We start from the raw sequence: 25,031 nt of genomic DNA, 5'->3' as shown, positions 1-25,031 counted from the left end.
CGCTATCGACCTCCGTCGACCCGTTACGCGCCGGTGTACACCACGCGATACGGGATACCGACCTTCTCCCACTCGGCTGCCTCCTGGCTGAGGCTGTAGTCGGTCAGCGGGTTCTGCTCGACCCATGCGCTCGGCAGGCGCACTTCATACCCGCCCTTCTTCATCTGCGAAACGGAAATGTCCGGCAGCCCGGCATCGGTCCGGCGCCGGCACAGCAGCGCCGCGAGCCGCAGGCAGAACAGCAGCGGCCACTCGACCTCGCGCGCCTGCGACAGCTTGCCGAGCTTGCCCGCGTGACCGAGCACCAGCGCGGCGAGGCGCGCCTGGTCGGTGCGCGAAAAACCCGGCATGTCCGCGTTGCTCGCGATATAGGCCGAGTGCTTGTGATACGCGCTGTGCGAGATCGACAAACCGATCTCGTGCAACGCGGCCGCCCAGCCAAGGAACATCCGCCCTTCCTCGCGCGCTTCTTCATCGGCTTCTTCGAGCTCGTCGAAGAAACGCCCCGCCAGCGCGCCGATCCGCTCGGCCTGCGCGCGATCGACACCGTAGCGGCGCGTGAAGCCCTCGACGGTCACCGCGCGCATGTCCTCGTGCTGCGTCCGGCCGAGCAGGTCGTACAGCACACCGAGACGCAGCGCGCCGTCGGTCGTATCGACGTAGTCGACACCGAGTTCCTCGAACACCGCGAGCATGATCGCGAGGCCGCCCGCGAGCACCGGCACGCGATCGGGCTTCAGCGCGATCAGCTTCAGCCGGTTGACGTTCTCCGACTTGATCAGCGCCCGCTTCAGCCGTTCGAGGCCGCCGCGCGAAATGCCGTGCGTGATGCCCGGATCGTTGAAACCGTTCGCCTCGACGAGTTCCGCGAGTGCACGCGCGGTGCCCGACGAGCCGATCGCCTGGTCCCAGCCCGCCTTCTTGTACTCGCTTGAAATGATCTGGATCTCGCGCTTGGCCGCGAGTTCGGCCTGCCGCATCGTGTATTCGTCGACGTTGCCGGCGGGAAAGAACGTGCGGCTGTGGCTCACGCAGCCGATATAGAGGCTCTCCATCACGATCGGCGTGTAGTGCGAGCCGATGATGAATTCGGTGGAGCCGCCGCCGATGTCGACGACGAGCCGCTTGCCGGCGCTTGCCGGCACCGAGTGCGCGGCACCCGCGTAGATCAGCCGCGCTTCTTCGCGGCCCGCAATCACTTCGATCGGGAAACCGAGTGCCGCTTCGGCCTCACCGAGAAATTCGCCCGCATTCTTCGCGACGCGCAGCGTGTTGGTCGCCACCGCGCGCACATGATCGGGATGGAAATCGCGCAGGCGCTCGCCGAACCGCTTGAGCGCCTCCCAGCCACGCTCCTGCGACGCGCGATCGAGCATCTTGTCGCTCGACAGGCCTGCGGCCAGCCGGACCGGCTCGCGCAGCGCGTCGACGGGATAGATCTGGCTGCCTGCCGGCGTTTCCTCGACACGACCGACGATCAGCCGGAAGCTGTTCGAGCCGAGATCCACGGCAGCCAGCAAGTGGGGGGTTGTAACCATCAGAAGGGGGCTCCGTGCGCGTTCTCCCACGGCAGCCTATGCGGCAACCCTGGGCGATCAATCAAAGGCGACATTTTAAGCGTGGAACGCTTGCCATTGCCACGCTTCACGGGCATGCACTCTGCTCGTTTGCATATCGTCGAAACATTTATGAGACGAAATGGTTACAGCGTAGAATTTCCCGATATAAATACATTATTGTCATCAGCACGTCATCGTACCGTGAGAGTTTCCGAGCGTCCTTTCGAATCATCGCCTGAATCACCCCCTACTCTGCCGATGTCCGTCCGTTACCCGCTTCTCAATCGTGAACTCGGCATCCTCGGTTTCAACGAGCGCGTGCTGGCCCAGGCAGCCGATCCGCAAGTCCCGTTGCTCGAGCGCCTCCGCTTCATCTGCATCACCAGCAGCAACCTCGACGAATTCTTCGAAGTCCGGATGGCCGGGCTGCAGGAGCAGATCCGCGACAACCCCGGCGCACTGACGCCCGACGGCATGTCGTTACAACATGCTTACGACCTCGTCGTCGAACGCGCGCAACGGCTCGTCCATCGACAGTACACGATGCTGCACGAAACCGTGCTGCCCGCGCTCGAACAGGAAGGCATCTACTTCCATGCGAGCGACACGTGGAACGACGAGCAGCTCGAATGGGCGCGGCACTACTTCCTCGACGAGCTGTTGCCCGTGCTGACGCCGATCGGCCTCGATCCCGCCCACCCGTTTCCGCGCGTGCTGAACAAGAGCCTGAACTTCGTCGTCGAGCTCGAAGGCCGCGACGCATTCGGCCGTCAGGCCGTGATGGGTATCGTGCAGGCGCCGCGCGCGCTGCCGCGCGTCGTGCGCATGCCGCACGCGCTGTCGGGCTTCGAGCACGGCTTCGTGCTGTTGAGTTCGTTCATGCAGTACTTCGTCGGTGAACTCTTCCCGCAACTGACCGTGAAGAGTTGCAACCAGTTCCGCATCACGCGCAACAGCGAGCTGTTCGTCGACGAAGACGAAATCACGAACCTGCGCGTCGCGCTGCAGGGCGAACTGCCCGCGCGCCACCTCGGCAACGCGGTGCGCCTCGAGGTGTCGGCCGACACGCCGCCGCACATCGTGCGGCGCCTGCTCGTGGAAAGCGAACTCAGCGAGAAGGACTGCTATCGCGTGGCGGGATCGGTGAATCTCGTGCGGCTGATGCAGATTCCCGATCTCGTCGATCGACCCGACCTGAAATTCACGCCGTTCACCGCGTCGACCCCGTCCGCGATCACCAACGCGCCGACGATGTTCGACGCGATCGACAACGGCGACATCCTGCTGCACCACCCGTACGAGAGTTTCCAGCCGGTGCTCGAACTGCTGCAGCAGGCCGCGAGGGATCCGAGCGTCGTTGCGATCAAGCAGACGATTTACCGCACCGGCACCGATTCGCCGCTGATGGACGCGCTGATGGAAGCCGCGCGCAACGGCAAGGAAGTGACGGTCGTCGTCGAACTGCTCGCGCGCTTCGACGAGGAAACCAACATCAACTGGGCGTCGCAGCTCGAAGCCGTCGGCGCGCATGTCGTGTACGGCGTGGTCGGCCACAAGTGCCACGCGAAGATGATGCTGATCGTGCGACGCGTCGTGCAGGCCGGCAAGGCGTCGCTGCGCCGCTACGTGCACCTCGGCACCGGCAACTACCACCCGCGTACGGCTCGCCTCTACACCGACTTCGGGCTGATGACGGCCGACCAGAAAATCTGCGAGGACGTCCATCACGTGTTCCAGCAACTGACCGGCATCGGCGGCGAGCTCACGCTGCACGAGCTGTGGCAGTCGCCGTTCACGCTGCATCCGCGCATCATCGACGCGATTCGCGTCGAGATCGACAATGCACGCGCCGGCAAGCGCGCACGCGTCGTCGCAAAGATGAACGCGCTGCTGGAGCCGACGGTGATCGCCGCGCTGTACGAAGCGTCGCAGGCCGGCGTCAAGGTCGACCTGATCGTGCGCGGCGTCTGCGCGCTGAAGCCCGGCGTGCCGGGGCTGTCGGAAAACATCACCGTGCGCTCGATCGTCGGCCGCTTCCTCGAGCACCACCGGATCTACTATTTCCACGCGAACGGCGCCGAGGACGTCTATCTGTCGAGCGCCGACTGGATGGACCGCAACCTGTTCCGCCGCGTCGAAGTCGCGTTCCCGATCCGCGATCGCAAGCTCAAGCGGCGCGTGATCGCCGAAGGCCTGTCGGTGTGCCTCGGCGACAACCAGTCGGCATGGCAGATGCACAGCGACGGCCACTACCGTCGCCGTCGCGCCGGCAAGACGATCCGCAACGCGCAACTCGGGTTGCTCGCGAAGTTCTGTTCTTGAACCGGTAGCGCGGCGCGAATCGCGCGCCGCGTCGCCAATAAAAAAAACGCAGCCCACGGGCTGCGCTTTTTTGTTGCGGATCCAACATGCCGCCGCTCGCCGAACGAGCGACGGATGCCATTACGCGATCATGCCTCGTATGCGGCCGGCCGGATCGCGATGATGCGCGAGCCCGGGAAGCGCGCGGTGAACGTGCTGCCACGCCCTTCCTCGCTCTGCACGTACAGGTGCGCGTCATGCCGCTGCAGCACGTGCTTGACGATCGCAAGGCCGAGCCCCGTGCCACCCGTGTCGCGCGAACGGCTGCGGTCGACACGGTAGAAGCGTTCGGTCAACCGCGGCAAGTCTGCGGCCGGAATACCGAAGCCGCTGTCCGTGACGGAAAACACGCCTTGCGCGCCTTCGCGCCGCCACGTCACGACGATCTTGCCGCCTTCCGGCGTATAGCGGATCGCGTTGGTGACCAGATTCGCGAACGCGCTGAACAGCTCCGTCTGCGCGCCGGTGACGCCGAGCGTCTCGTCGATCGTGAACGCGATGTCGTGATGCCCGTTCGACAGCGTCTGCGCGTCCTCCTTCAGATGGTCGAACACGGCGCGCATGTCGATCGCGCGATCGAGCGGCGGCTTGCTCTCGCCCTCCAGCTTCGCGAGCACCAGCAGGTCGGTCACGATGTGCCGCATCCGCGAGGCCTGCTGCTCCATCATCTCGAGATAGCGCGCGCGGTCTTCCTCGTTCAGCGGCAGCTCGCGCATCGTCTCGAGGAACCCCGACAGCACGGTGAGCGGCGTCTTCAACTCGTGCGACACGTTCGCGACGAAGTCGCGCCGCATCGCGTCGGTCCGCTCGAGCTCGGTGATGTCCTGCGTGAGCAGCAGCTTGCGATTCTCGCCGTACGGAAACACCTGCACTTCCAGCACGTTCTGCCGTGAATCGCCCATGCCGCGCATCACGAGCGTCTCGTCGTAATGCTGCGCGTTCAGATAGCGGACGAACTCGGGATGGCGAACCAGGTTGGTGATGTGCTGGCGCAGGTCGCGCTTCGCGTCGAGGCCGAAGTGGACTTCGGCGATCGCATTGCACCACTCGATCTGGTCGTGGTCGTCGAGCATCGCGACGCCGTTCGGCGACGCCTGGATCGCCTGGATGAAGCGCGAGTGCTGCTGCTCGACCTGACGCACCTGGGCATGCCACTGCTTCGCAAGCTTGTGCAGACGATAGTAGATCTCACCCCAGATGCCCGGCGCACTCGGCACCTCGCCATAGACCGGTGCATCGAGCAGCCGCCACAGACGTTGCGTATGAAAGGTGCTGAAAAAGCCCTGCGCGACCAGCATCACGGCCACGAACACGAGGCCCGCGGTCGGGCCGGCGAAGACGCCGACCAATACGCCGATCAGCACGAGCAGCACGAGCGACACCAGAAAGCGCGCCCAGATGATGTTCATGATTCAGCGCCCGAAAGAATGAACGGCATGCCGTGGCACACGGCATGCGTGGATACGTTACGCGTGCTTGGCGAGCCGGTAGCCGCTGCCGCGCACGGTCTCGATCATCGCATCGCAGCCGGCCGGTTTCAAGGCCGCGCGCAATCGTTTGATGTGCACGTCGACGGTGCGCTCCTCGACGAACACGTGGTCGCCCCACACCTGGTCGAGCAGTTGCGTGCGGCTGTGCACGCGCTCCGGATGCGTCATGAAGAAATGCAGCAGGCGGAACTCGGTCGGGCCGAGATCGAGCTTGATCTCGCTGCCTTCCGCATGCGCGGCGACACGATGCGTGGCCGGGTCGAGGCGCAGCCCGTTGATCGCCACGACGTCCTCGGTCAGCTGCGGCGCGCGGCGGCGCAGCACAGCCTTGATCCGCGCCATCAGCTCCTTCGGCGAGAACGGCTTCGTCACGTAGTCGTCCGCGCCGATTTCGAGGCCGAGCACCTTGTCCTGCTCGTCGCCGCGGGCAGTCAGCATGATGATCGGGATGTGCTTGGTCCGTTCGTTGTTGCGCAGGTCGCGCGCAAACGCGATACCGGACTTGCCCGGCAGCATCCAGTCGAGCAGCACGAGATCGGGCAGCACGTCGCTGATCAGGTTTTGAGCCTGTTCGGCGTTGTACGCGCGGATCGGGCAGTGACCGGCGTGCTGTAGATTCACCGAGATCAGTTCGGAAATCGCGGGCTCATCTTCAACGACGAGAATGTTGCTGGGCATCGGCACCTCTATTCTTCCTGTACGGAGTCGATTAACTGTTGGCTTCGCGATCGAGCGTGTCGCGCGGCTGGTGCCGCACGTCGGTGCCCTTCACGATGTAGATGATGAATTCGGCGATGTTCTTCGCGTGGTCGCCGATCCGCTCGATCGCCTTCGCGATGAACAGATACTCGAGGCCGACCGAGATCGTGCGCGGATCTTCCTGCATGTACGACACGAGCTTGCGCACGAACGCGCGGAATTCCAGGTCGATTTCCTTGTCGTCCTTGACGATCTGTGCCGCGGCCACCGTATCGAGACGCGCGAACGCGTCGAGTGCGCGGCGCAGGATCGTCACGGCCATTTCGCCCGACACCTTGATCTCGGCGATGTTGACCGTGCGCGCGGCCGGCTCGTCGACCAGGCGACGCACACGCTTCGCGATCTTCTCGGCCTCGTCGCCTGCGCGCTCGAGGTTCGTAATCGTTTTCGAAATCGACATCAAAAGGCGCAGGTCACGCGCAGCAGGCTGCCTCCGCGCGATGATGTTGCCGCACTCCTGGTCGATGTCGACTTCCATCGCATTCAGGACTTCCTCGTTCGCGATCACCTTTTCGGCTGCATCGCGATCGAATTCGTTCAGCGCGTGCATCGCGCCGACGATCTGCGACTCGACGAGCCCGCCCATTTCCAGCACTTTCGACGACACGGCATTCAGGTCCGCGTCGAACTGGCTCGACAGATGTTTATCCGACATGGCTGTTGTTCTCCGTCATCAACCGAAGCGGCCGGTGATGTAGTCTTCCGTTTCCTTGCGTACCGGCTTGATGAAGATCTTTTCGGTCTCGCCGAATTCGATCAGCTCGCCCAGGTACATGTAGGCCGTGAAATCCGAGCAGCGTGCGGCCTGCTGCATGTTGTGCGTGACGATCACGACCGTGTAGTCGCTCTTCAGCTCCGCGATCAGTTCTTCGATGCGGCCCGTCGAGATCGGGTCGAGCGCCGAGCACGGTTCGTCGAGCAGCAGCACTTCCGGACGGATCGCGATGCCGCGCGCGATGCACAGACGCTGCTGCTGGCCGCCCGAGAGGCCGTAGCCGCTCTGGTTCAGCTTGTCCTTCACTTCGTTCCACAGCGCAGCCTTCGTGAGCGCCCACTCGACGCGGTCGTCCATTTCCGAGCGCGTGAGCTTTTCGAACATCTTCACGCCGAACGCGATGTTGTCGTAGATCGACATCGGGAACGGGGTCGGCTTCTGGAACACCATGCCGATACGCGCGCGCAGCAGCGAGATGTCGCGCTTCGTCGTCAGCAGGTTCTCGCCGTCCATCATGATTTCGCCTTCGGCGCGCTGCTCCGGATAGAGCGCGAACATCTTGTTGAACGTGCGCAGCAGCGTCGACTTGCCGCAGCCCGACGGGCCGATGAACGCCGTCACCTTCCCTTCGGGAATGCTCAGGTTGATGTTCTTCAACGCATGGAACTTGTTGTAGAAGAAGTTGAGGTTGTTGACCTCGATCTTCGCGTTCAGCGGCTCGAGCGGACGGCCGTGCGCCGCTTCTTGCGTGCCGGCCGGCGCTGCAGTGCGCTCGACAGGATTCAGGTGGCTTTCTGCCATATTCATCGGATTGCTCCGCCGTTACTTTTTCGAGAAGATCGAGCGCGCCAGGATGTTGAGTCCGAGCACCCCGAGCGTAATCAGGAACACGCCCGCCCACGCCAGCGACTGCCATTCCGCGAACGGGCTCATCGCGAACTTGTAGATCGTGACCGGCAGGTTCGCCATCGGCTGGCTCATGTCCCACGAGAAGAACTGGTTCGACAGCGCGGTGAACAGCAGCGGCGCCGTTTCGCCGGCGATCCGCGCGATGGCGAGCAGCACGCCCGTCACGATGCCGCCGACCGATGCGCGCAGCGTGATCTTCAGCACCATGCGCCACTTCGGCGTGCCGAGCGCGAAGGCCGCTTCGCGCAGCGCGTTCGGCACGAGCTTCAGCATGTTCTCGGTCGTGCGGATCACGATCGGAATCTGCAGCAGGGCGAGCGCGATCACGCCGGCCCAGCCCGAGAAGCGCCCCGACTTCGCGACGACGATCGCGTACACGAACAGGCCGATGACGATCGACGGCGCGGACAGCAGGATGTCGTTGATGAAGCGGATCGTGCTCGCCAGCAGGTTCTTCTGGCCGTATTCGGCGAGATAGACGCCCGCGAGGATGCCGATCGGCGTGCCGACCAGCGTGCCGAAACCGCACAGCAGCAAGCTGCCGACGATCGCGTTCGCGAGACCGCCGCCTTCCGTGTTCGGTGCCGGCGTCGATTCCGTGAACAGTTGCAGCGACAGGCCGCTCACGCCGAGATGCACCGTCGTGTAGAGAATCCACACGAGCCACAGCAGGCCGAAGGCCATCGCGCCGAGCGATGCGGCCAGCGCGATCGCGTTGATGGCCTTGCGCTTGCGCTGCAGGCGGTTGCGCATCGCGTCGAGCACGGCGCCGTCCGGACCCGGGAAATTCATGATGGGCTCGCTCATTTCTTGCCCTCTCCCTTCTCGAGACGAAGCAGCAGCAGTTTGGAGATGGACAGCACGATGAACGTGATCACGAACAGGATCAGGCCCAGCTCCATCAGCGCGGACGTATGCAGGCCCGGTTGCGCTTCAGCGAATTCGTTCGCGAGCGCCGACGTGATGCTGTTGCCCGGGGCGAACAGAGAAATGCTGTCGAGCAGGTTCGTGTTGCCGATCACGAAGGTCACGGCCATCGTCTCGCCGAGCGCGCGGCCGAGGCCGAGCATCACGCCGCCGATCACGCCGGTCTTCGTATAGGGCAGCACGACCTTCCACATCACTTCCCAGGTCGTGCAGCCGATCCCGTAGGCCGATTCCTTCAGCAGCACGGGCGTGACTTCGAACACGTCACGCATCACCGATGCGATGTACGGGATGATCATGATCGCGAGGATCACGCCGGCTGCCAGGATGCCGATACCGATCGGCGGGCCGGCGGTCAGCGGGCCGAGAATCCACACGTCCTTGAACAGGTGGCCGAGCGGCTTCTGGAAATATTCCGCGAAGATCGGGGCGAACACGAGCAGGCCCCACATGCCGTACACGATCGACGGAATCGCGGCGAGCAGCTCGATCGCGATGCCGAGCGGGCGGCGCAGCCACACGGGCGACAGCTCGGTGAGGAACAGCGCGATGCCGAAGCTGACCGGCACGGCGATGACGAGCGCGATGACCGACGTCACGATCGTGCCGTAGATCGGCACGAGCGCGCCGTAGATGTCCGAGTTGGGATCCCACTCGGATTGCCACAGGAAGCCGAGGCCGAACTTCTGGATGGTCGGCATCGACGCAATGATCAGGGAAACGATGATCCCGCCGAGCAGCAGCAGGGTCACGATGGCGGCAAGCCGTGCAAGACCGCCGAATACGACATCCCCGAGGCGGCTCGGCGCGCGTTGCTGCGCAACGTCGGCGGACCGTGAGGACGTATAGGAAATATCAGACATGGGTGCCTGCTTTTGATTGCCGGGCGCCGTAACGCCCGGCTTTACCGCACACACTGCCCGACCGGCACGGCCAGGCAGCGAACCGCTGCAATGCTTACTCTGCGGCGACCGACTTGCCCGAAGCGTCCGTCACCTTCGCCTTCCACTGCTTGCGGATTTCCACTTCGACTGCCGGCGGCAGCGAGATGTAGTCGAGGCTGTCAGCAGCCTTCTCGCCGTTCTTGAACGCCCAGCTGAAGAACTTCAGCGTTTCCGCGCCCTGCTCCGGCTTCTCCTGCTTCGCGTGCAGCAGCACGAACGTCGCGCCGACGACCGGCCATGCTTCCTTGCCCGGCTGGTTCGTCAGGATCTGGTAGAACGACTTCGACCAGTTCGCGCCAGCAGCAGCGGCCTTGAACGTTTCCGTCTTCGGCTCGACCACCGTGCCCGTCGAGTTCTTCAGGGCCGTGTAGACCATGTTGTTCTTCTTCGCGTACGCCCATTCGACGTAGCCGACTGCGCCCGGCAGACGCTGCACGAAGGCTGCGACGCCGTCGTTGCCCTTGCCGCCCGTGCCCGTCGGCCAGTTGACCGTCGTGCCTTCGCCGACCTTCGACTTCCACTCGTCGTTGACCTTCGACAGGTAGTTCGTCCAGATGAAGCTCGTGCCCGAGCCGTCAGCGCGGCGAACCACGGCGATGTCCGTGTCCGGCAGCTTGACCTTCGGGTTCAGCGCGGCGATCGCCGGGTCGTTCCACTTCTTGATCTTGCCGAGGTAGATGTCGCCGAGCACCGGGCCCGACAGCGTCAGTTCGCCGGCCTTCACGCCCGGCACGTTGACGACCGGCACCACGCCGCCGACCACCGTCGGGAACTGGAACAGGCCTTCCTTTGCAAGCTCGTCATCCTTCAGCGGAGCGTCCGAACCGGCAAAATCGACCGTCTTCGCGACGATCTGCTTCAGGCCGCCCGACGAACCGATACCTTGGTAGTTGACCTTCGCGCCGCCGGTCTGCTGGTAGTCAGCAGCCCATTTCGTATAGATCGGCATCGCGAACGTGCTGCCTGCGCCCGTGATGTCGGCAGCGTGAGCGGCGACGGCGAAAAGCGCGCCAGCCAGGCCGGCAATCGCGGTTTGCATCAATTTCATGAGACCTCCAGTGTGTGAGCGGATGACTACGGCACCGCGAAGGTTAGGGGCTCCTCATGACGGTAATGTGACAATCGATGAAACTGGCGTGACAGTAACATGACTGGTTGAAAGGGAGTATCGGGTGCCGGTCGCGCGGCGCGCGGACGGCGCCGGAACGGCGGTGGCGGCAAGAACTGCCTGCCTGGAAGGGAGGGGACACTACCCGTTTTACCTGGGTGCGAGCGGATCGTAGCGCAGTGTCTGCGCCATGGAAAGTCCCCGCTCGTGACTGGCCCGATATCTGGGGTCAGACGATTTCTCGACTGAGGAATTCAGTGGGCAACGTGCCCTTCTTATCGGTATCGCAAACCTTTGCGTCTGACGAAATCGCGGCGCCCCGAAGGCGCCGCGTGCACGTTGACAGGAGCGCCGACGCCAGGGCGTTTGACCACCCCGCGCCGGGCTCTGCGCGTCAGGTCGTCGCCGCGCGCACCGCGTCGGCGATCGTTTCCGCATGACGGACCGCGTCAGCGGCCTGCCGCGCTTCGACCATCACGCGCAGCACGGGCTCCGTGCCCGATGCGCGGATCAGCACGCGGCCGCTGCCGGCGAGTGCGGCTTCGGCCGCGTCGATCGCGGCACGAATCGACGTGCTGCCCTTCCAGTCGGCGCCCGGCTTCATCCGGACGTTGATCAGCTTCTGCGGGAACAGCGTGACACCGTCGAGCATCTGCGCGAGGGTCTGGCCGCTGCGCTTCAGCGCGGCCAGCACGAGCAGCGCCGACACGATGCCGTCGCCGGTCGAGTGGCGGTCGAGCGACAGGATGTGGCCCGAGCCTTCCGCGCCAAGTTGCCAGCCGTGCTCGCGCAACTGTTCGAGCACGTAGCGATCGCCGACCGCCGCGCGGACGAACTTCACGCCCTCGCGCTGCAGCGCGACTTCGACCGCGAGGTTCGTCATCAGCGTGCCGACCGCACCTTCGACGTTGCCGTCTGTCGCGATCCGGTCCTTCACGAGCACGTAGAGCAGCTCGTCGCCGTTGTACAGGCGACCGGTCGCATCGACCACCTGCAGGCGGTCCGCATCGCCGTCGAGCGCGATGCCGAGATCCGCGTGGTTCGCGCGCACCGCGCGCACCAGCGCGTCGGGCGCGGTCGCACCGACGCCGTCGTTGATGTTGAAGCCGTTCGGCGCGACGCCGATCGGGATCACGTCCGCGCCGAGTTCGTGGAACACGTGCGGCGCGATCTGGTACGCGGCACCGTGCGCACAGTCGATCACCAGCTTCAGCCCGCGCAGGTTGAACGCGGCCGGGAACGTGCTCTTGCAGAACTCTATGTAGCGGCCGGCCGCATCGTCAAGGCGGCGCGCCTTGCCGAGACCGTCGGACGATGCGCATTCGAGCGGCTTGTCGAGCCACGCTTCGATCGCGGCTTCGGTCTCGTCCGGCAGCTTGTTGCCGTCAGCGGAGAAAAACTTGATCCCGTTGTCGTGATACGGGTTGTGCGATGCGCTGATCACGACGCCCGCCGACAAGCGCAGCGCGCGCGTCAGGTACGCGACGCCCGGTGTCGGCATCGGGCCGGCCAGCATCACGTCGACGCCGGCCGCCGAGAATCCGGCCTCGAGCGCGGCTTCGAGCATGTAGCCCGACACGCGCGTGTCCTTGCCGATCAGCACGGTCGGACGCGAGCCTGCCGCGACATCGGCCGAGCTGGCCAGTACCTTGCCGGCCGCATAGCCGAGACGCAACACGAAATCCGGTGTGATGGGCGCCTCGCCCACCGTGCCGCGAATGCCGTCCGTGCCGAAATATCGACGTCCCATAGCGAATCTTCCTCCTTCGTCTTCTGACTTATCGTTGCCGCGCAGCTTCGCGCACGGCATTCCATATTTTCAGCGCGTCGACCGTCGCCGCGACGTCGTGCACGCGCACGATCGCCGCCCCGCGCTCGACCGCGCACAATGCGGCCGCCACGCTCGCCGCGACGCGCTCCATCGGCGGCTTGCCGCCGATCACCGCGCCGAGCATCGACTTGCGCGACATGCCCGCGAGGATCGGATACGCGCGTCCGTCGGGCCGCGCGGGTGCCGTGTCCGGCAACGCGGCCAGCAGCGCGTAGTTGTCGTCGATGACCGCCTTGCCGAATCCGAAGCCGGGATCGACGCAGATCCGCTCCGCCGCAATCCCCGCATCGCGCAGCGCCTGCGCGCGCTCGGCGAGAAAATCGCGCACGTCGGTCACGACGTCGCCGTAATCGGGTTCGCCGACCTGCATCGTTTGCGGCTCACCCAGCATGTGCATCGCACACAGCCCGCAGTTGCCGTCGCGCACCGCATCGATCGCACCTGGCTGGCGGAACCCCCAGATGTCGTTGATCAGGTCGGCGCCTGCGGCCAGCGCCGCACGCATCACGGCCGGCTTGTACGTATCGATCGACAGCGGCACGTTCAGCGGCCACAGCGCTTCCACGAGCGGGATCACACGCGCGAGCTCCTCGTCGAGCGGCACGGGCGGCGCGCCGGGGCGCGTCGATTCACCGCCGATATCGAGAAGGTCGACGCCTTCGGCAATCATCCGCTCGGCCTGGCGCAGCGCATCGTCGCGCGCGAGAAAGCGGCCGCCGTCCGAAAACGAATCAGGTGTGGCGTTGAGGATGCCCATCACCAGCGGGCGTTCGAACGTCAGTTCGAAGCGGCCGCACTGGAGTGGCGCGGGAATGAATGGGGAAACAGCGGAATCGGGCACGAGCAACTGGCGTGAATGAATGCAAAACGGGCCGGTGTGAAGCCACACCAGCCCGTGAACGGCGCTAAAGCGCTATGCGGAGATTACGCCGCCGGCGAAGCAGGTGCCGGCGCGTTGCCGGGCTTCACCTCGGCGCTGCTGCCACCACCCGACGAATCGCCGCCGACAGCCGGCGAGCTCTTCGGGGAGCGCGGCGGACGGCCTTCCATGATGTCGTTGATCTGATCGGCATCGATCGTCTCCCACTCCATCAGTGCGGCGGTCATCGCCTCGACCTTGTCCCGGTTCTCGTCGAGCAGGCGGCGCGCAAGGCCGTACTGCTCGTCGAGCACGCGGCGGATTTCCGAGTCGACCTTCTGCTGCGTCGCTTCCGAGATCGTGCGCGTGAAGCCACGGCCGAACGGCGATGCATCGTTCTCGTCGTCGACGTAGACCATCGGCCCGAGCGCGTCGGTCATGCCGAAACGGGCCACCATCGCACGCGCCGTCTGCGTTGCCTTGTTGAAGTCGTCCGAGGCGCCGGTGCTGACGAGGTTCATGAACAACTCTTCCGCCACCCGGCCACCGAACAGGATCGCGAGACGATCCATCAGGTAATCCTTCGAGTACGTCTCGTTGTCATGCTCCGGCAACTGCCACGTGACACCCAGCGCACGACCGCGCGGAATGATCGTGACCTTGTGCACGGGGTCGGCCTTCGGCAACAGCTTCGCGATCACCGCGTGGCCCGACTCGTGATAGGCGGTCGCACGCTTCGCTTCCTCGCGGATCACGGCCGACTTGCGCTCCGGACCCATGAAGATCTTGTCCTTCGCGTCCTCGAAATCCTGCATCTCGACGATACGCTTGCCGCGGCGTGCGGCGAACAGCGCAGCCTCGTTCACGAGGTTCGCGAGATCGGCGCCCGAGAAGCCCGGCGTGCCGCGTGCGATGACTGCCGCATCGACGTCGTTCGAGATCGGTACCTTGCGCAGGTGCACGCGCATGATCTGTTCGCGGCCGCGGATGTCCGGCAGGCCAACGTAGACCTGGCGGTCGAAACGGCCCGGACGCAGCAGCGCCTTGTCGAGCACGTCGGAACGGTTGGTTGCGGCGATCACGATCACGCCCGAGTTCGCCTCGAAGCCGTCCATCTCGACGAGCATCTGGTTCAGCGTCTGTTCGCGTTCGTCGTTGCCGCCGCCCATGCCTGCGCCGCGATGACGGCCGACCGCGTCGATTTCGTCGATGAACACGATACACGGTGCATGCTTCTTCGCCTGCTCGAACATGTCGCGCACACGCGCCGCGCCGACGCCGACGAACATTTCGACGAAGTCGGAACCCGAAATGCTGAAGAACGGCACCTTCGCTTCACCCGCGATCGCGCGGGCCAGCAGCGTCTTGCCGGTACCCGGGGGGCCGACGAGCAGCACGCCGCGCGGAATGCGACCGCCCAGCTTCTGGAATTTCTGCGGATCGCGCAGGAAGTCGACGAGCTCGGACACTTCTTCCTTCGCTTCGTCGCAGCCCGCGACGTCGGAGAAGTTCACCGCGTTGTTGTTCTCGTCGATCAGCCGCGCTCGCGACTTGCCGAACGAGAATGCGCCGCCTTTGCCGCCTCCCTGCATCTGCCGCATCATGTAGAACCAGAACACGATGATCAGGATCGTCGGCCCGAGGTAGTACAGCGCGGACATCAGCGCGTTCGGCTCGTCGTCGGCCTTGCCGCTGACCTGCACGCCGTACTTCATCAGATCGCCAACCATCCAGATGTCGCCGGGCGACACGATCTGGTATTTCTGGCCATCAGCCGGAGTGACGGTGAGGTTGCGCCCCTGAACGATGACGTTCTTGACCTTGCCGTTCTTGGCGTCATCCATGAACTGCGAATAGGACACGCCTTCCTGGACGCGGGGCTTGTCGAACTGCTTGAACACCGTAAACAGCACCAGTGCGATCACCAGCCACACCGCTGCCTTCGAAAACATATTGTTGTTCAAAGCACCACTCCTTCACTCGTAGACGAGCGCCTACATTTTCCTTGCGGCGCCCCTCGGTCATTCTAATCCAGTCCGACCACCCTCGCCATAAGCATTGACAACCGCCGCGATAGCGCGTCGCTTGTCTGGCAAGGGCCGGAGCCCGTTTGCGGCACCCCGTTGCGCATCAGCGCGGACGTTTCAGATGCCGACCCAAAATGAACGTTTCGGACGATTTGTCGCGGGACGCCTTCGGCTTGCGCGGCGCGACGATCTTAAACTGCTGTTTGAATTTCTCGACGATCTGGCTGTAGCCGCTGCCGTGAAAACACTTCACGAGCAGCGCACCGTCCGGCTTCAGATGATTCTGCGCGAATTCGAGCGCCAGATCGCATAGATGCTCGATGCGCGCCGCGTCCGCCGAGGCCACGCCAGAGAGGTTGGGGGCCATGTCGGAAATAACAAGGTCCACGTCGCGCCCTTCGAGCACTTCTTCGAGCTGGTGAAGGACTTCATCCTCACGGAAGTCACCCTGGAGGAAGTGGACGTCGGCGATCGGCTCCATCGGCAGGATGTCGAGCGCCACGATCGTGCCGTCGATGCCGCCTTCGCGCTCCGCGTCACGCTTCTTGCCCTGCGCGAGCTTGTTGCGGGCATACTGGCTCCAGCTGCCCGGCGTCGCGCCGAGGTCGACGATCACCTGGCCCGGGCGGATCAGTTTGTCCTGCTCGTCGATTTCCTTCAGCTTGTACGCGGCGCGCGCGCGATAGCCCTCCCGCTGCGCCATTTTGACGTAGGGGTCGTTGATGTGGTCGTGCAGCCAGTGCTGGTTGAAGCGGTTTTTTGCCATTCGAGAGAGAGATTGCTGCTAATTGCTTCGTGAAGCCGCGCTTTTAGCGGATAATACGCGTCTTCTTCGCGCGGCTGCGGCCCCTTTTGAGGCCCAAGCCGCGATTTTACGTGGTTTCGGCGCACGGCTGACGCGGTAACTTCCCGCGATCGCTTTTCGGTCAGCGCGCCCTTATTTAGATTTCGACATTTCCATGCCCGCCCTTTCGCTTTCTCCCGCCGAGCGCTCCGCGCTGCGCTCCCAGGCCCATGCGCTCAAGCCCGTCGTGCTGATCGGCGCCGAAGGGCTGACCGACGCCGTGCTGAAGGAAATCAAGGTGCACCTCAACGCGCACCAACTGATCAAGATCCGCGTGTTCGGCGACGAGCGCGACGAGCGCATCGCGATCTACGACGAGATCTGCGATCGCCTGAGCGCGGCGCCGATCCAGCACATCGGCAAGCTGCTGGTGATCTGGAAGCCCGAAGCCGCCGCGGCGGCCCCGGCCCGCGGCCGCCGTGCCGGCACGCTGCCGAGCGCGGCCGAAGCCGTCGACGACAAGAAAGGCCGTGCACCGCGCACCGTCAAGGTCGTCAAGGTGTCGCCGAACGCGAGCCCGGTGCGCCGTCCGAAGCCAACGAAGGTCGTCGTACGCGGCAACGAGCGTGTGACGGCAGGCGGTAACGTGAAGCGCGCCAAGAAGCGCCAGGCCAGCACGAAGCGTCCGTTCCAGGACAAGTAAGCATCGGGGCGGCGCGGCTACGCCGTACCGCCGCCCTGCCCGCGGGCCCGGCATCGACCGGGCCTGCGCGGCATTCGCGTCAGGCGTCGCGCGCCGGCAGACGCCAGATCAGCATCAGCCCCAGCACGCTCTCGACGAGGTAGAACACGCTCGAGACGCCGTGCAGCATCCCGAAGCGGCTCGCATACGGCGAGTTCGCAATATCGGTGCCCGCGTCCATCGCAGCCACCCGCAGCGCGTTCATGAACGGCTGCAGCGCAAAATACCCGACCAGCACGCACACGACCATCGCGGCGACGACCCAGCGCACGCGGCGATATTCGTTGCTGCCCCGCCGCACCTGCTGGTTCGACAGCGCAAGCAGCAGCACGCCGCATACGACACCGAGGATCGCCTCGATACGGAACAGCTGGGCGGCGACCGAACCGGCCGTCATCCGCTCCAGCGTCTTGAACAGTACGGGCGCGACCGCATACCCGATCGTCAGCAGGCTGCCGACCCACACGGCCGACAGCAGACGGAACACGCGATGCGGCATCACGTCGCCCCGCTTCAGATGTAGCTGACCGAGATGATTTCGTACTCGCGCACGCCGCTCGGCGCCTGCACGGCCGCGACGTCGCCTTCGGACTTGCCGATCAGTGCGCGCGCGATCGGCGAACTGACCGAGATCAGGCCGTGATCGATATCGGCTTCGTCGTCACCGACGATCTGGTACTTGACGGTGTCGCCCGACTCGAGATCCTCGAGTTCGACGGTCGATGCGAAAACCACGCGGCCTTCGGCATCGAGCACGGTCGGATCGATGACCTGCGCAGCCGACAGCTTCGATTCGAGTTCCGCGATACGACCCTCGATGAAGCCCTGCTTTTCCTTCGCAGCATCGTATTCGGCGTTTTCGGACAGATCGCCCTGTGCGCGGGCCTCCGAGATCGCGTTGATCACGGCCGGCCGCTCGACGGACTTGAGGCGCTGCAATTCATCGCGCAGGAGTTCTGCGCCACGCTTTGTCAACGGAATGGTGCTCATAAACGGCTCAATCGCTAAAAACGGCTATAAAAAAAATCACCGCGATTAAGCGCGTTTCCGATGCACTGGAAACACCGCCTAATCGCGGCACGTGTTGCTTCGACAGGTAACTGACTGCTTAGTTTAGGCGAGCGTGAAGACCTTGTAAATCATAGACTTCCAGATCCTTCAGGTAGCGCAAGCCTTCAACCGCCGCGCGCGCGCCGGACATCGTCGTGTAGTACGTGACCTTGTGCGCCTGTGCGCTCATGCGGATCGAACGCGAATCGGCGATCGCCTGGCGCGTTTCATCGACCGTCGTGAACACGAGTGCGATCTCGCCGTTCTTGATCATGTCGACGATGTGCGGACGGCCGTCCTTCACCTTGTTCACGACCTTCACCGGCACGCCGGCCGCTTCGATCGCGGCAGCCGTACCCTTGGTCGCGACGATCGGGTAGCCAAGGTCGTGCAGCATGCGCGCGACTTCGACTGCCTTCGGCTTGTCGGCGTCCATCACGGTCAGCAGCACCGTGCCCGACTCCGGCAGGCGCGAACCGGCCGCGAGCTGCGACTTGAACAGCGCTTCGCCGAACGTCTGGCCGACACCCATCACTTCGCCGGTCGAGCGCATTTCAGGCCCGAGGACCGGATCGACGGTCGGGAACTTGACGAACGGGAACACCGCTTCCTTCACGCTGAAGTACGGCGGCACGACTTCCTTCGTCACGCCCTGCTGCGCGAGCTTCTGGCCGACCATCGCGCGCGCCGCGATCTTCGCGAGCGGCAGGCTGGTCGCCTTCGACACGTACGGCACCGTGCGCGATGCGCGCGGGTTCACTTCCAGCACGTAGATGATGTCCTGCTTCGAACCGTCCGCCTGCGGCACCTGCTGGATCGCGAACTGCACGTTCATCAGGCCGACCACGTTCAGCGCCTTTGCCATCGCACCCGTCTGGCGCTTCAGCTCGGCCACGGTTTCCTTCGACAGCGAGTACGGCGGCAGCGAGCATGCCGAGTCGCCCGAGTGGACGCCCGCCTGCTCGATGTGCTCCATCACGCCGCCGATGAACACGGCGTCGCCGTCGCAGATACAGTCGACGTCGCACTCGATCGCGTCGTTCAGGAAGCGGTCGAGCAGCACCGGTGAATCGTTCGACACCTTCACGGCCTCGCGCATGTAGCGCTCGAGGTCGCGCGGCTCGTGGACGATTTCCATCGCGCGGCCACCCAGCACGTACGACGGCCGCACGACCAGCGGATAGCCGATTTCAGCGGCCAGCGCGAGCGCTTCGTCTTCGGCGCGCGCGGTGCGGTTCGGCGGCTGGCGCAGGCCGAGGTCCTGCAGCAGCTTCTGGAAGCGTTCGCGGTCTTCGGCCGCGTCGATCATGTCCGGCGACGTGCCGACGATCGGCACACCGTGCGCTTCGAGGTCGAGCGCGAGCTTCAGCGGCGTCTGGCCGCCGTACTGGACGATCACGCCGACCGGCTTTTCCTTGTCGACGATCTCGAGCACGTCTTCCAGCGTCAGCGGCTCGAAGTACAGGCGGTCGGACGTGTCATAGTCGGTCGACACCGTTTCCGGGTTGCAGTTGACCATGATCGTTTCGTAGCCGTCCTCGCGCATCGCGAGCGCCGCGTGCACGCAGCAGTAGTCGAACTCGATGCCCTGGCCGATCCGGTTCGGGCCGCCGCCCAGCACCATGATCTTCTTGTTGGTGGTCGGCTGCGCCTCGCACTCTTCCTCATAGGTCGAGTACATGTACGCGGTTTTCGTCGCGAATTCGGCCGCGCAGGTGTCGACGCGCTTGTAGACCGGGCGCACGTTGAGTTCGACGCGGCGCTTGCGGACGTCTTCCGGCGTCGCGCCGAGCAGCTTCGCGAGGCGGCGGTCGGAGAAGCCGCTCTGCTTCAGGTAGCGCAGTTCGTCGAACGACAGCGACGCGAGCGTGCGGCCGCCGAGCGCCTTTTCCTTCAGGATGATCTGCTCGATCTGCTCGAGGAACCACGGGTCGATCGCGGTTTCCGCGAAGATTTCCTGGGCGGTCATGCCGATGCGGAATGCGTCGCCGACGTACCAGATGCGGTCCGGACCCGGCTCGTGGATCTCGATCGCGATCTCGTCGCGGTTGGTCGACTTCTCGTCGAGACCGTCGACACCGACTTCGAGGCCGCGCAGCGCCTTCTGGAACGATTCCTGGAACGTGCGGCCGATCGCCATCACTTCGCCGACCGACTTCATCTGCGTGGTCAGGCGCGAATCGGCTTCGCGGAATTTCTCGAACGCGAAGCGCGGGATCTTCGTGACGACGTAGTCGATCGTCGGCTCGAACGATGCCGGGGTCTGGCCGCCGGTGATTTCGTTCTTCAGCTCGTCGAGCGTGTAGCCGACTGCCAGCTTCGCCGCGACCTTCGCGATCGGGAAGCCCGTTGCCTTCGATGCGAGCGCCGACGAACGCGACACGCGCGGGTTCATTTCGATGACGACCATGCGGCCGTCCTTCGGGTTGATCGAGAACTGCACGTTCGAGCCGCCCGTGTCGACGCCGATCTCGCGCAGCACCGCGAGCGATGCGTTACGCAGGATCTGGTATTCCTTGTCGGTGAGCGTCTGCGCCGGCGCGACCGTGATCGAGTCGCCGGTGTGCACGCCCATCGGGTCGAGGTTCTCGATCGAGCAGACGATGATGCAGTTGTCGGCGCGGTCGCGCACGACTTCCATCTCGTATTCCTTCCAGCCGAGCAGCGACTCTTCGATCAGCAGCTCGCGCGTGGGCGAGAGATCCAGGCCGCGCTTGCAGATCTCTTCGAACTCTTCGCGGTTGTACGCAATGCCGCCGCCCGAGCCGCCGAGCGTGAACGACGGACGGATCACGACCGGGTAGCCGCTGCCGCCGGTGAGCGCCATGATCTCGGCGTGCACCTGGGTCGCCTCTTCCAGCGAGTGCGCGATGCCCGACTTCGCGGAACCGAGACCGATCTTGGTCATCGCTTCCTTGAATTTCTGGCGGTCTTCCGCCTTGTCGATCGCTTCCGGCGACGCGCCGATCAGCTCGACGCCGAACTTCTCGAGCACGCCGTGGTGATGCAGGTCGAGCGCGCAGTTCAGCGCGGTCTGGCCGCCCATCGTCGGCAGGATCGCGTCCGGGCGCTCCTTCTCGATGATGCGCGCGACGACTTCCCACGTGATCGGCTCGATGTAGGTCACGTCGGCCGTGTTCGGGTCAGTCATGATCGTCGCCGGGTTGCTGTTGACGAGAACGACCTTGTAGCCCTCCTCACGCAACGCCTTGCAAGCCTGCGCGCCCGAATAGTCGAACTCGCACGCCTGGCCGATGATGATCGGGCCGGCGCCGATGATGAGGATGCTCTTGATGTCTGTGCGTTTTGGCATGGCTTGTGAATTCAATAAGTAATCGTTGTCGTGGGTCGGCCGGCTGCGCTCAGCTCATCGTGGCGAGCGCGAGCTTCACCGAGAATCCGATGAACAGGCCGCCCACGCTGCTCGCCGCGCCTGCTGCAAGCTTGCGGCGGCGGCGGAAGTGCTCGGCAAGCCGCGCACCCGCGAAGATCAGCGTGCTCAGGTACAGGAAGCTCGCGCATTGCGCGATCGCCCCAAGCACGACGAACGACAGCGCAGGATGCGGGAATGCCGGGTCGACGAACTGGATGAAGAACGAGATGAAGAACAGGATCGCCTTCGGATTCAGCAGGCTCACGATCAGCGCCTTGCGGAACGGCCGCTCGCCGTCGACCGCGGGCGGCGCATCGGCCGGCGCATGGGCCGGCGCGCGCAGCTTCTGCCACGCGCTGCGCAGCATGCCGGTGCCGATGTAGAGCAGATACGCGGCGCCGCCGTATTTCACGACGGAGAACAGCAGCGGGTTCGCCTTCAGCAGCGACGCGACGCCGGCGGCGGACAGCACCATCAGCACCGTGTCGCCGACGAACACGCCGCACGCGGCGCGATAGCCGGCCTTCACGCCGCGCTGCGCCGCGAGCGACAGCACGTACATCGAGTTCGGCCCCGGCAGCAGGATGATGAAGATCACGCCGAACACGTAGGTCCAGATATCCGTGATGCCGAGTGCGTGGCCGAACATGATGCGAATCTCCCGTCCTTCGGTTGCGTCGTTGACGTTAAGCGTTGCGCTGCTTCGCCGCGTCCATCAGCGCGGTGAAACGGTCGAACAGATAGCCGATGTCATGCGGGCCGGGCGACGCTTCCGGGTGGCCCTGGAAGCAGAATGCCGGCTTGTCGGTCAGCTCGAAGCCCTGCAGCGTGCCGTCGAACAGCGACACGTGCGTCACGCGCGCGTTGGCCGGCAGCGAATCCGCATCGACCGCGAAGCCGTGGTTCTGCGACGTGATCACCACGCGACCGTCGCCGAGATCCTTCACCGGGTGGTTCGCGCCGTGGTGGCCGGTCTTCATCTTCAGCGTCTTCGCGCCGACCGCGAGGCCCATGATCTGGTGGCCCAGGCAGATGCCGAAGGTCGGCACGCCGCGCTCGATGAATTGCTTCGTGGCCGCGATCGCGTAGTCGCACGGTTCCGGATCGCCGGGGCCGTTCGACAGGAACACGCCGTCCGGATTCAGTGCGAGCGCATCTTCCGCGCTCGCCTGTGCCGGCAGCACCGTCACGTGGCAGCCGCGCTCCGCGAGCATGCGCAGGATGTTGTACTTGACGCCGAAATCGTATGCGACGACGCGATACTTCGGCGCTTCCTGCATGCCGTAGCCGCCTTCGAGGCGCCATTCGGTCTGCTTCCATTCGAACGGCTTCGTGGTCGACACGACCTTCGCGAGATCCATGCCCGCGAGACCCGGGAACGAGCGCGCGAGCTCGATCGCCTTCGCTTCGTCGTCCGAACCCGTCAGGATGCAGCCGTTCTGCGCGCCCTTGTCGCGCAGGATACGGGTCAGCTTGCGGGTGTCGATGCCGGCGATCGCGACGACGCCTTCGTCGCGCAGGTAATCGCCGAGCGTGCGGTCCATGCGGAAGTTCGACGCGAGCGAAGGCAGATCACGGATGATCAGGCCGGCGGCATGGACTTTCGTGGCTTCGACGTCTTCGGCGTTGACGCCGACGTTGCCGATATGCGGATAGGTGAGCGTGACGATCTGGCGCGAGTAGCTCGGATCAGTCAGGATTTCCTGATAGCCGGTGATCGCGGTATTGAACACGACTTCGCCGATCGTGTGGCCTTCGGCCCCGATCGAATAACCACGAAAGACCGTGCCGTCGGCGAGTGCAAGCAAGGCGGGAGTAAAAGACGGCAACACGGGAGGCTCCTTGGGGAACACCCTGCTGCCGACCTGTCTACCCTGCCGCGCGAGCGCCGCGCTGCGTGGGCGCGCGTGGTCGCTTGCTGGACGCGGCCTGCGTTGTCGAGACGCGAACCCGGCGCGTGGCGCACGAGGCTTCGCGGCATCGCCCGGCAGGCGGCGTGCGGCGGATGAACGGGATGAATGAGGTGGGCGCTAGGGTGCGAGGTTGATCAGCACAAACTTTCAAATTATAGCCTGAAAATGGCCCTATCTTCAATCGATATGGCCGTCCGATCGTGCGCGCGCCGCGTCCGGCGACGCGGCGCAACGCGCTGCGGCCCCGTTTCCGCGGCCGCCCTACCCGCCAGCGTACCGCCGGATCAGTGCGCTTGACCAGCGCCGCGCGTGGGCCAGACGTACCAGACCGCGCTCGCGAGCTGCAGCGCGAGCAGCACGCCCCATGCGGTGAAGTGCGCAGCGGCCGGATAGCGGCCGTCGACCGCCGGCCAGTGCGACAGCACCGCGCCGACACCGATCTGGAACGCAAAGATCAGCAGGAAGATCACGAGCGTGAGCGTCGTGTTCGCGCGGCCGATCAGGTGAGCGGGAAAATGTCCGGCCATCACCGCGTAGGTCAGGATGCCGACGCCGCCGAACATCCCGTATGCGGCCCACAGCACGGCCGGCGGCAACGGCACGCGCGCGACGATCGCGGCCTGCGTCGCGACGAACAGCGCCATGCCGACGCCGCAGAACGCATACACGGACACGCCGCGCCGCTCGAGCACGCGCGCCGCGGCGCCGAAACCGACGCAGCCGGCCATCATCGCGAAGCCGAGCACCGACACGAGACGCGCGGCATGCGGCGCATCGAACCCCGCGACATCGCGCAGGTAGGGCCCGACCCACAGCGACTGCATCGCGTAGAACACGCCCTGCGTGACGACCGAGAACGACGAAATCTTCCAGAACGCGCGGCTGCTCAGGATATGCCACGTGCCCTTGAACTGGCTGACGAGCCCGCCCTGGTGGCGCACCTGCTTCGCCTCCGGCGCGCCCAGGCCGATCGACGCCGCGACGATCACCGTCAGCACCGCGAGGCCGAAACAGATCGCGCGCCAGCTCGTCCAGCCGAGCAGCCAGGTCAGCGGCGAACCGACCATCACGCCGCCGAGGCCGCCCACGGCCATCACGAGGCCATTGACGAGCGGCAGCCGGCCGACCGGGAAATGCTGCGCGAGCGCCTTGAACGCCGCGCCGAGACACACCGATACGCCGACGCCGATCAGCAGCCGGCCCACCATCATCGTGCCGAGGCTGTGCGCAGCGCCGAACACGGCCGCGCCGGCAGCCGCGAACAGCAGCATGCCGGCCGTCACGCGGCGCGGGCCGAAGTGGTCGAGCATCACGCCGGCCGGGATCTGCGCGCCCGCGAAGCCGAGGAAGTAGAGACTGGTCAGCAGGCCAAGATCGGCGGCCGACAAGCCGAGCTCATGCGTGACGAACGGCGCGAAGCCCAGATTGACGCCGCGAAATACATACGACACGAAATACCCGACCGAAAACAGCGCGAGCACCCTCACCTGCACCGACGACATCACTTCCCCTTGTTATATGAAGACCTTCGAAGCAGCGCCCCCGCGCCGCGCACAAACAAAAACGCCGTCACCTCGGTGACGGCGTTTCCTTGCATTTCGTCGGATGATACCGCAATCGCGCGAACCGGGCCGGCCGCACGATGCGCTCGCGACTGCGTTACTTCTTCTTGCCCTTGTA

The 25,031-nt window shown here is 64.8% G+C and carries 20 protein-coding genes; 2 read left to right on the top strand and 18 right to left on the bottom strand.

Annotated features, from left to right (window positions below; all coding sequences use genetic code 11):
• Nucleotides 1-23: 23 nt before the first annotated feature.
• Complete coding sequence (ppx, locus tag G3N93_RS01850) at nt 24-1,538, bottom strand: exopolyphosphatase (RefSeq protein WP_174934829.1); 1,515 nt, start codon at nt 1,536-1,538, stop codon at nt 24-26.
• A 279-nt stretch (nt 1,539-1,817) separates the two neighbouring features.
• Between ppx and ppk1 the strand changes: the two genes are divergently transcribed.
• Nucleotides 1,818-3,881, top strand: a complete 2,064-nt coding sequence (gene ppk1 / locus G3N93_RS01845; protein WP_174941237.1) for a polyphosphate kinase 1 — start codon at nt 1,818-1,820, stop codon at nt 3,879-3,881.
• A gap of 128 nt (nt 3,882-4,009) precedes the next feature.
• Here ppk1 and phoR read toward each other — a convergent pair whose 3' ends face one another.
• From phoR to G3N93_RS01790, 11 genes are all read right to left on the bottom strand, one after another.
• Nucleotides 4,010-5,329 carry a phosphate regulon sensor histidine kinase PhoR gene (gene phoR, locus G3N93_RS01840; protein WP_174941235.1) on the bottom strand — a complete coding sequence of 440 codons (1,320 nt, stop codon included), beginning with the start codon at nt 5,327-5,329 and terminating at the stop codon, nt 4,010-4,012.
• Nucleotides 5,330-5,386: 57 nt separating this feature from the next.
• On the bottom strand, nt 5,387-6,088 hold the full coding sequence (gene phoB, locus G3N93_RS01835; protein ID WP_011351614.1) for a phosphate regulon transcriptional regulator PhoB: 702 nt from the start codon (nt 6,086-6,088) through the stop codon (nt 5,387-5,389).
• A gap of 31 nt (nt 6,089-6,119) precedes the next feature.
• Nucleotides 6,120-6,824: a phosphate signaling complex protein PhoU gene (gene phoU, locus G3N93_RS01830; protein ID WP_043182294.1), complete on the bottom strand. Its 705-nt coding sequence runs from the start codon at nt 6,822-6,824 to the stop codon at nt 6,120-6,122.
• 18 nt (nt 6,825-6,842) lie between these two features.
• On the bottom strand, nt 6,843-7,691 hold the full coding sequence (pstB, locus tag G3N93_RS01825; protein ID WP_011351612.1) for a phosphate ABC transporter ATP-binding protein PstB: 849 nt from the start codon (nt 7,689-7,691) through the stop codon (nt 6,843-6,845).
• 15 nt (nt 7,692-7,706) lie between these two features.
• On the bottom strand, nt 7,707-8,600 hold the full coding sequence (pstA, locus tag G3N93_RS01820) for a phosphate ABC transporter permease PstA (protein ID WP_206121885.1): 894 nt from the start codon (nt 8,598-8,600) through the stop codon (nt 7,707-7,709).
• The gene (gene pstC, locus G3N93_RS01815; protein ID WP_011351610.1) at nt 8,597-9,583 is read right to left on the bottom strand and encodes a phosphate ABC transporter permease PstC; all 987 of its coding nucleotides are present in this window, start codon (nt 9,581-9,583) and stop codon (nt 8,597-8,599) included. Before pstC ends, pstA begins: the two co-directional genes overlap by 4 nt.
• Before the next feature lie 94 nt (nt 9,584-9,677).
• Entirely contained in the window at nt 9,678-10,712 is a 1,035-nt protein-coding gene (gene pstS, locus G3N93_RS01810) for a phosphate ABC transporter substrate-binding protein PstS (protein ID WP_174915268.1), read from the bottom strand.
• A gap of 454 nt (nt 10,713-11,166) precedes the next feature.
• Nucleotides 11,167-12,522 carry a phosphoglucosamine mutase gene (gene glmM / locus G3N93_RS01805; RefSeq protein ID WP_174987146.1) on the bottom strand — a complete coding sequence of 452 codons (1,356 nt, stop codon included), beginning with the start codon at nt 12,520-12,522 and terminating at the stop codon, nt 11,167-11,169.
• Nucleotides 12,523-12,550: 28 nt separating this feature from the next.
• The gene (folP, locus tag G3N93_RS01800) at nt 12,551-13,492 is read right to left on the bottom strand and encodes a dihydropteroate synthase (protein ID WP_206132190.1); all 942 of its coding nucleotides are present in this window, start codon (nt 13,490-13,492) and stop codon (nt 12,551-12,553) included.
• 35 nt (nt 13,493-13,527) lie between these two features.
• The gene (gene ftsH / locus G3N93_RS01795; RefSeq protein ID WP_174951848.1) at nt 13,528-15,426 is read right to left on the bottom strand and encodes an ATP-dependent zinc metalloprotease FtsH; all 1,899 of its coding nucleotides are present in this window, start codon (nt 15,424-15,426) and stop codon (nt 13,528-13,530) included.
• Between the two features lie 166 nt (nt 15,427-15,592).
• Nucleotides 15,593-16,255: an RlmE family RNA methyltransferase gene (locus tag G3N93_RS01790; RefSeq protein ID WP_174941229.1), complete on the bottom strand. Its 663-nt coding sequence runs from the start codon at nt 16,253-16,255 to the stop codon at nt 15,593-15,595.
• Between the two features lie 193 nt (nt 16,256-16,448).
• Here G3N93_RS01790 and G3N93_RS01785 point away from each other — a divergent pair, with 193 nt between their 5' ends.
• On the top strand, nt 16,449-16,976 hold the full coding sequence (locus tag G3N93_RS01785) for a YhbY family RNA-binding protein (protein ID WP_166963144.1): 528 nt from the start codon (nt 16,449-16,451) through the stop codon (nt 16,974-16,976).
• 79 nt (nt 16,977-17,055) lie between these two features.
• Here G3N93_RS01785 and G3N93_RS01780 read toward each other — a convergent pair whose 3' ends face one another.
• The 6 genes from G3N93_RS01780 to G3N93_RS01755 all read right to left on the bottom strand — a co-directional run bounded on the left by G3N93_RS01780 (nt 17,056) and on the right by G3N93_RS01755 (nt 24,853).
• The gene (locus tag G3N93_RS01780) at nt 17,056-17,514 is read right to left on the bottom strand and encodes a DUF4149 domain-containing protein (RefSeq protein ID WP_011351602.1); all 459 of its coding nucleotides are present in this window, start codon (nt 17,512-17,514) and stop codon (nt 17,056-17,058) included.
• Nucleotides 17,515-17,528: 14 nt separating this feature from the next.
• A complete protein-coding gene (gene greA / locus G3N93_RS01775; protein WP_011351601.1) occupies nt 17,529-18,005 on the bottom strand; it encodes a transcription elongation factor GreA in 477 nt (158 codons plus the stop codon).
• A 118-nt stretch (nt 18,006-18,123) separates the two neighbouring features.
• Entirely contained in the window at nt 18,124-21,378 is a 3,255-nt protein-coding gene (gene carB / locus G3N93_RS01770; RefSeq protein WP_174934850.1) for a carbamoyl-phosphate synthase large subunit, read from the bottom strand.
• Between the two features lie 49 nt (nt 21,379-21,427).
• The gene (leuE, locus tag G3N93_RS01765; protein ID WP_174915262.1) at nt 21,428-22,087 is read right to left on the bottom strand and encodes a leucine efflux protein LeuE; all 660 of its coding nucleotides are present in this window, start codon (nt 22,085-22,087) and stop codon (nt 21,428-21,430) included.
• A 37-nt stretch (nt 22,088-22,124) separates the two neighbouring features.
• On the bottom strand, nt 22,125-23,270 hold the full coding sequence (carA, locus tag G3N93_RS01760) for a glutamine-hydrolyzing carbamoyl-phosphate synthase small subunit (protein WP_041492797.1): 1,146 nt from the start codon (nt 23,268-23,270) through the stop codon (nt 22,125-22,127).
• A 365-nt stretch (nt 23,271-23,635) separates the two neighbouring features.
• Nucleotides 23,636-24,853 carry a nitrate/nitrite transporter gene (locus G3N93_RS01755; RefSeq protein ID WP_206132189.1) on the bottom strand — a complete coding sequence of 406 codons (1,218 nt, stop codon included), beginning with the start codon at nt 24,851-24,853 and terminating at the stop codon, nt 23,636-23,638.
• Nucleotides 24,854-25,031: the final 178 nt, after the last annotated feature.

It is taken from the genome of Burkholderia sp. Se-20378 (assembly GCF_017104665.1).
Classification (GTDB): Bacteria; Pseudomonadota; Gammaproteobacteria; order Burkholderiales; family Burkholderiaceae; genus Burkholderia; species Burkholderia lata.
The sequence above is the reverse complement of the archived record's forward strand: the minus strand, read 5'-3'. Positions and strand labels throughout refer to the sequence as shown.

What these genes read in the sequence shown, in the direction of transcription:
- phoU (WP_043182294.1), bottom strand. Translation starts at nt 6,824, where the DNA reads ATGTCGGATAAACATCTGTCGAGCCAGTTCGACGCGGACCTGAATGCC.
- pstC (WP_011351610.1), bottom strand. Translation starts at nt 9,583, where the DNA reads ATGTCTGATATTTCCTATACGTCCTCACGGTCCGCCGACGTTGCGCAG.
- carB (WP_174934850.1), bottom strand. Translation starts at nt 21,378, where the DNA reads ATGCCAAAACGCACAGACATCAAGAGCATCCTCATCATCGGCGCCGGC.
- phoB (WP_011351614.1), bottom strand. Translation starts at nt 6,088, where the DNA reads ATGCCCAGCAACATTCTCGTCGTTGAAGATGAGCCCGCGATTTCCGAA.
- greA (WP_011351601.1), bottom strand. Translation starts at nt 18,005, where the DNA reads ATGAGCACCATTCCGTTGACAAAGCGTGGCGCAGAACTCCTGCGCGAT.
- G3N93_RS01790 (WP_174941229.1), bottom strand. Translation starts at nt 16,255, where the DNA reads ATGGCAAAAAACCGCTTCAACCAGCACTGGCTGCACGACCACATCAAC.
- G3N93_RS01755 (WP_206132189.1), bottom strand. Translation starts at nt 24,853, where the DNA reads ATGTCGTCGGTGCAGGTGAGGGTGCTCGCGCTGTTTTCGGTCGGGTAT.
- pstB (WP_011351612.1), bottom strand. Translation starts at nt 7,691, where the DNA reads ATGAATATGGCAGAAAGCCACCTGAATCCTGTCGAGCGCACTGCAGCG.
- ppk1 (WP_174941237.1), top strand. Translation starts at nt 1,818, where the DNA reads ATGTCCGTCCGTTACCCGCTTCTCAATCGTGAACTCGGCATCCTCGGT.
- phoR (WP_174941235.1), bottom strand. Translation starts at nt 5,329, where the DNA reads ATGAACATCATCTGGGCGCGCTTTCTGGTGTCGCTCGTGCTGCTCGTG.
- G3N93_RS01780 (WP_011351602.1), bottom strand. Translation starts at nt 17,514, where the DNA reads ATGCCGCATCGCGTGTTCCGTCTGCTGTCGGCCGTGTGGGTCGGCAGC.
- pstA (WP_206121885.1), bottom strand. Translation starts at nt 8,600, where the DNA reads ATGAGCGAGCCCATCATGAATTTCCCGGGTCCGGACGGCGCCGTGCTC.
- pstS (WP_174915268.1), bottom strand. Translation starts at nt 10,712, where the DNA reads ATGAAATTGATGCAAACCGCGATTGCCGGCCTGGCTGGCGCGCTTTTC.
- glmM (WP_174987146.1), bottom strand. Translation starts at nt 12,522, where the DNA reads ATGGGACGTCGATATTTCGGCACGGACGGCATTCGCGGCACGGTGGGC.
- ppx (WP_174934829.1), bottom strand. Translation starts at nt 1,538, where the DNA reads ATGGTTACAACCCCCCACTTGCTGGCTGCCGTGGATCTCGGCTCGAAC.
- G3N93_RS01785 (WP_166963144.1), top strand. Translation starts at nt 16,449, where the DNA reads ATGCCCGCCCTTTCGCTTTCTCCCGCCGAGCGCTCCGCGCTGCGCTCC.
- leuE (WP_174915262.1), bottom strand. Translation starts at nt 22,087, where the DNA reads ATGTTCGGCCACGCACTCGGCATCACGGATATCTGGACCTACGTGTTC.